General features: G+C 66.1%; 4 protein-coding genes. All 4 read right to left on the bottom strand.

Features of this window, described 5'->3' with window-relative positions; genetic code table 11:
- The coding region (locus D7Y21_RS40170) for an NAD(P)-binding domain-containing protein (protein ID WP_158627430.1) at positions 1–1557 on the bottom strand (1557 nt) is incomplete at its 3' end.
- 62 nt (positions 1558–1619) lie between these two features.
- Positions 1620–2660, bottom strand: coding sequence for a methyltransferase (locus tag D7Y21_RS40165; RefSeq protein WP_121718527.1), 1041 nt, complete (start codon positions 2658–2660; stop codon positions 1620–1622).
- Positions 2661–2997: 337 nt separating this feature from the next.
- Positions 2998–3606, bottom strand: a complete 609-nt coding sequence (gene gstA / locus D7Y21_RS40160) for a glutathione transferase GstA (protein WP_120565831.1) — start codon at positions 3604–3606, stop codon at positions 2998–3000.
- Between the two features lie 131 nt (positions 3607–3737).
- On the bottom strand, positions 3738–5287 hold a 1550-nt coding region (locus D7Y21_RS40155), incomplete at its 5' end, for an LVIVD repeat-containing protein (protein WP_121718526.1).

Genomic DNA, 5287 nt, shown 5'->3' with positions numbered 1-5287 from the left:
GGACGGGGGCGCGAAGGCGGGCTGCGAAAGCACCCGCTGGACGAAGTCGCGCAGGGGCTGCACGTGCTCCTTCTCGCGCCACTCGGCGGCCAGGTCCTCGATGACGTGGTGCTCCTCGACGAGCCGGCCGTCGACGTAGTGGCGGACGATGGGGTGGAGGAAGGCGCTCTCCTTGGCGCGGTTCACGTCGCCGCGGTGGATGCGCTCGCTGGAGAACGGATCGGCGCCCGCCGAGTGCCCGAACTCCATCGTCAGCATCAGCAGCCCGGTGCCCTGGCGCGCCAGGTGCTCACGCGCGTAGTCGACGGAGAACTCCTCGCGCCCCACGCCCTGCCCGCCACCGGTCAGCTCCAGCACGTCACACAGAAAGCCCGGCTGTTGCCAGAGCGAGGACGTGGTGTTGATGCGGTCCAGCAGCCAGTCCGTGATCTCCTCCTGCCCGGAGACGGCCCGGGAGATGGGCCAGGGCTTGCCGTGATACCTGGACTCCAGGATGCGGCTCAGGGAGCGGATGTTGTAGCGGAAGCCGTGGATGAAGCCGGACATGTACTTCTTCAGGTCCCGCATCTGCATGATGGTGCCGGCGAAGAAGAGGCCGGGCACGTTCACCGACTCCCACTCGCTGGTCTGCATGGGAAAGCGGCGGCAGGGCGTCACCGCGGGGCGGCAGGCTTCGTCAAAGAGCGTGTTGTCGAACTTGAAGCCCGTGCAGAGGATGATCCGGTCGTAGCTCAGCGTCTCCACCTCGCCGCCAGCGTGCGAGTACTGGAAGGTGACTTCGTAGTGGTCACCGACGCGGTTGATGCCGAGCACCTGGGCATCCAGCAGCGCGTTCTGCATCTTGAGCTGGTAGGTGTCGAGGAGGTTGTTGTTGACCGCCCGGAGGTCCCCCACGAAGTGCGTGCGCCAGGCCAGGCGGATGGGCCTGGGGCTGGCCAGGTGGAGGACCGCCGCGCTCTCCATGAGGTGGTCCGCGGTCTCGAAGGCGGAGTTGCCCTTGCCGAGGATGAGGACGCGCTTGTTGCGGAACTCGGTGACGTCCAGGCTGACGGAGCCATAGCGGTCGGCGAGCTCCAGGCCGGGGATGTCCGGCAGGTTCTCCCGCGACACGCCGGTGGCGACGATGAGCCGGTCACACGTGAAGGTCTTCCCCTCGGCGGTGCTCAGCTCGAAGCGCTCCTTGCGCCGGATCACGGTGACGTTGACGCCGTACTGGATGTTCAGCGCGTGGCGCGAGGCGAAGGCCGAAAGGTAGGCGGGCATGGTGTCCGCCGGAGGGAAGTAGCTCTGTGAGAACTCCTTGAAGAGCGGCCCTTCGTGATTGTTGGACAGCAGGGAGTTCCAGTCCCAGCGAAGGTTCAGCTCGGGGTCCTCGTGGCCCGTGTAGACCTTGTTGATGGAGATGAGCTTGCGGTGGCGCGGGAAGGACTCGAAGAAGGTTCCCGGAGAGGAGCCTCGCTCGAGGATCCGGTAGTCCCGGCCGTTCTCCTTGAGGAAGTAACCAGCCTGCAGGCCTGCGGGACCTGCGCCCAGAACCAGATACTCGTGGTGTTCCATCGTCGAGGCCTTTCGCGAGTCGGGCGAACGTTCGTCTGGCGGATGTGGAGTCGGCGGAAGGGTCAATCCTTGATGCCGACAACCATGTGCTTCTCGTAGCTGGAGTGGTGGACGGGGCCTGGGAGGAAGCCCGCTTGTCGCAGCAAGCCGTGGTACTGCGAGGCGCTCCGGTGTCTGCCGCCCGTCTCCAGCAGCATGCAAAGGTCCATGAGCGCGGTGGGCAGGGGCCCGGTGCGCTGCTCGTTGAAGAGGCGCTCCAGGATGAGGACCCGGCCGCCCGGGGCCAGGGCCGCGTGGACCGAGCGGAGCAGGCGGACGCTCTGGGGATCCGTCCAGTCCGAGAGGATGAAGCCCAGCGCGTACACGTCCGCGCGAGGCAGCGTGGACTCGAAGAAATCGCCACCGGTGAAGCCCAGCCGGGTGGAGAGCCCATACTCGCTCCGCGTCCGGGCCACGGTGGGCTCCATCGCGGGTCTGTCGAAGACCTCGGCGGTCAGCGCCGGCCAGCGCTGGAGCGCGGCGACAGCGAACGAACCACTGCCACCCCCCAGATCCACGAGGTGCCCCCCTCGCTCCAGGCGCAGGTGATCCACCAGCTCCGTGGCGGCCTGGTATCCCAGGCTCCACATGGCCCGGGCAAAGCGCTCCAGGGCCGCCGCATCCTGATACATGATGTCGAAGGGAGCCGCGCCTTCCCCGGGCAGCACCTTCTTCCATTGGGGAGCGCCATCCACCATGGCCTCGCCCAGGTGCTGGAAGGTCCGCGTCGAGAAATTCTTCAGCAGGGGGAAGACACCCCCACAGTAGAGACTGCTATCGCGTCTCAGGAAGGGGCGGACCGGGTCGGGCATGCGGTACCCGTCGCCTTCGCGCGTGAGCAATTGCAGACTGACGAGCGCGGTCAGGAGCCTGTCCAACGCAAGCGGCTCGGTCTTCACCTCCGAGGCAAGCGCTGGGCCCTCATGCGTGCCTCCCTGAGCGAGCCTGTCGAGCAAGCCCAGATCATCCGCTGCGAATAACACATGGCTGGCCATGAAGCCGAAAATGGCCCTCTCCAGCGCGGGCGGCGGCAGATGGCCATCTGGCTTTGGATTCTCAAGCATGGACCCCCCCGTGTCACAGCACTCAGCAACCCGAGCGCCTTCGTCGGTCAGCGGTGCCCCTACCAACTCCAGGCACCCACTGATGGAATGGCTTGATGCGTCAACGGCTGCTCGGGCACTGCGTCAGCCGGTGAACACTGACTTACTACAAGTGAAAGCTGCAATCAACATGGGTTGTCTGCTTTCGCGTGACTGTGAAGGTCGGAAAGGGCTGATTTGCAGGATGGGCGGATTTTTAATGGAGAAGACTCTCTTTGTGGTTGCGCCTGGGTCGGAATGGACAACGGGGCGCTCGGACTGCGGCTGCTTGAATCCGAGCGCCTCACGGAGGGCTTTGTCATCGCAACAATCCCTCGGCCTTCATGGCCTGCTGGACGCACGGTCGCTCCAGGATGCGTGCCTGGAACGCGCGCAGGGCTGGAAATGGCCCCAGGTCGACTTTGAGATAGCCGCACCAACTCAGCACGGTGAAGAGATAGGCGTCGGCGACCGTGAACCGCTCACCCATGAGGTACGGGCTGTTTTCAAGGGTGGGCTCCAGGGCCCTGAAGCGCTGGGCGAGCCGCGCGCGCGCGAATTGCTTCCCTGCCTCGGGGTAGGCCTCATTGACGAGGGACGCGAAGTGGATGTGCAGCTCCGAGGAGATGAAGTGGAGCTTCTCCTGGAGGCGGTAGCGCTCCAGGGTGCCTTGGGCCGGAGCAAGCCCACGCTCCGGGAGCCGGTCCGCGATGAACTGGAGGATGGCGGGGCCCTCCATCAGCAAGCTGCCGTCGTCGAGTTGCAGGACGGGGACATAGCCATGCGGGTTGATGACCTGGAAGTCCGCGCCCGTCTCCGTCCGCTGGTTGCGAAGGCTGACCCGCTCGAGTTGAAAGGGCAGACCGGCTTCGCGCAGCGCGATGTGAGGTGAAAGCGACCCGGTTCCCGGTGTGTAGAAGAGCTTCATGTGATTGGCATCCTCGATTCTGGACGGGAGGGGACGGATTTCTGCACGGCCGAACGCTGTCGCGCCACCTGCCAGTGGGGGGCGCATCGAATGTCCGGTGTATGTGCAAGGAAGCGCCTTGAGGCGCCAGCTCAGGGCTCGTTGAAGATGAGCAGGCCCCGTGAGGTGTCCACGACGTACACGTGGCCGTCCCCGGGAACGCGGATGCCAATGGCGCCTTCGAGCAGATCATCGCCCCTGTGCAGGTCTGACTCGCGGAACGTGTTGAAGTAGGCGATCTCGCGCGGCTGAGGGGGAACGGAGACGTCCAGCACGCGCAGCCCCTCCTGGTAGTAGGCGATGTAGAGCCGCTTGCCCTTGAGGATCATGTTGTGGATGGAGGTCTGCGGGCGCAGCTTGTAGCGCCCCATGAGCTGGATGTTCGTGGGGTCCGTGACGTCCAGCACGCGCAGGTGGGCGCCCTGGTACTCGCCTCCCTCGAAGGCGACGGTCTTCCCCGCGAAGGTGCCCACCGCGCTCGCGTGACTGGTCGCGAAGCTGTTGTCGGACTCGAACGTGTAGTGGCCCAGCTCCTGTGGGCTCATCGGGTCCTTCACGTCGTAGACGACGTAGCCCGCGCTGAAGTGGTTGACGTAGAGCCGGTCCTGGTAGGCGAAGGAGTCATGCGCCGAGGGAATCGCGGACGTCGTGTCGGCGGCGGTGAAGCGATTGAGCAGGACGGGCTGGAGCGGCGTGGAGATGTCGAAGATGAGTGTCTCGCCGGTGGGGGCGGGACCCGGCGACACGGCATACAGCCGGTTGCCGTCCACGAACATCGTGTGGACATCGATGGGGCCGCGGCCGGGCACGCTGCGCACGAAGGTCGGGTCCTCGGGGTGGGTGATATCGAAGACGATGACGCCCGAGCTCTTGCTGGCGATGTAGAGCGCGTCGTCCTTGGCCCAGGCCGCGTTCCAGTACGAGTCTCCCGGGAGGGTGATCCGCTTCGTGATGACAGGGTGGCTTGGGTCACGGACGTCGACCACCGCGAGCCCTCCTGGTGCCTGGGTGACCGGGTCGTCAATGGAGACGACGTAGGCGTGCTCGCGGTGGACATACACATCCACCGGGCGCACCGTCTGGACATGGGTCTCGGAGAGGAGTCGCAGCCCTCCTGACGCTTCGGACTCGCCCCGCGCCCAGGTCATCCTCGCGGCTTCGAAGGTGCCCGAGGTGGCGACCTTGCCATCGGTGCAGCGGGCGAAACACCCCGTCACCAGCCCGGACCCGGTGACGCCGCAGCCGGCGAAGACCAGGTTCCGGACGGTATCCCGGAAGGTGTATTGCGCGGAGACTCGGAAGCCTCCCTGGAGCTGCTGCCGCGTGACCGGAGCGCTCCGCATCGTCGGGAGGTGGTTCATGGTCGCGGTGCCGCCATCCTCGGGGACCCGGATGCCGGCGAAGTCCGCGAGGCCCGAGGCGTGGCGCATGTCCACCTGGTAGATGCCATGCGGCTCCAGGGTGGCGAGCGAGGCGGGGTCGCACGTCGACAGGTCGAAGAGGGATGGGTCGTCGCAGTCGACGACGGTCCCCGGGGGCGGTGTGAACGCGCAGGGCGCGTACTCGCCCCGGTCGACCCAGTCCGTCGGATCGACCAGGGGCGTATAGGTCCCGTCCCAGGTCTCCTCGGGAGGAGGAGGGG

The sequence above is a fragment of the Corallococcus sp. AB045 genome (assembly GCF_003668895.1).
Classification (GTDB): domain Bacteria; phylum Myxococcota; class Myxococcia; order Myxococcales; family Myxococcaceae; genus Corallococcus; species Corallococcus coralloides.
This window is presented reverse-complemented; position numbering and strand designations above follow the sequence as displayed.

Bases quoted from the DNA above. Each gene is read 5' to 3' on its own strand.
- D7Y21_RS40165 (WP_121718527.1), bottom strand. From the start codon at position 2,660: ATGCTTGAGAATCCAAAGCCAGATGGCCATCTGCCGCCGCCCGCGCTG.
- gstA (WP_120565831.1), bottom strand. From the start codon at position 3,606: ATGAAGCTCTTCTACACACCGGGAACCGGGTCGCTTTCACCTCACATC.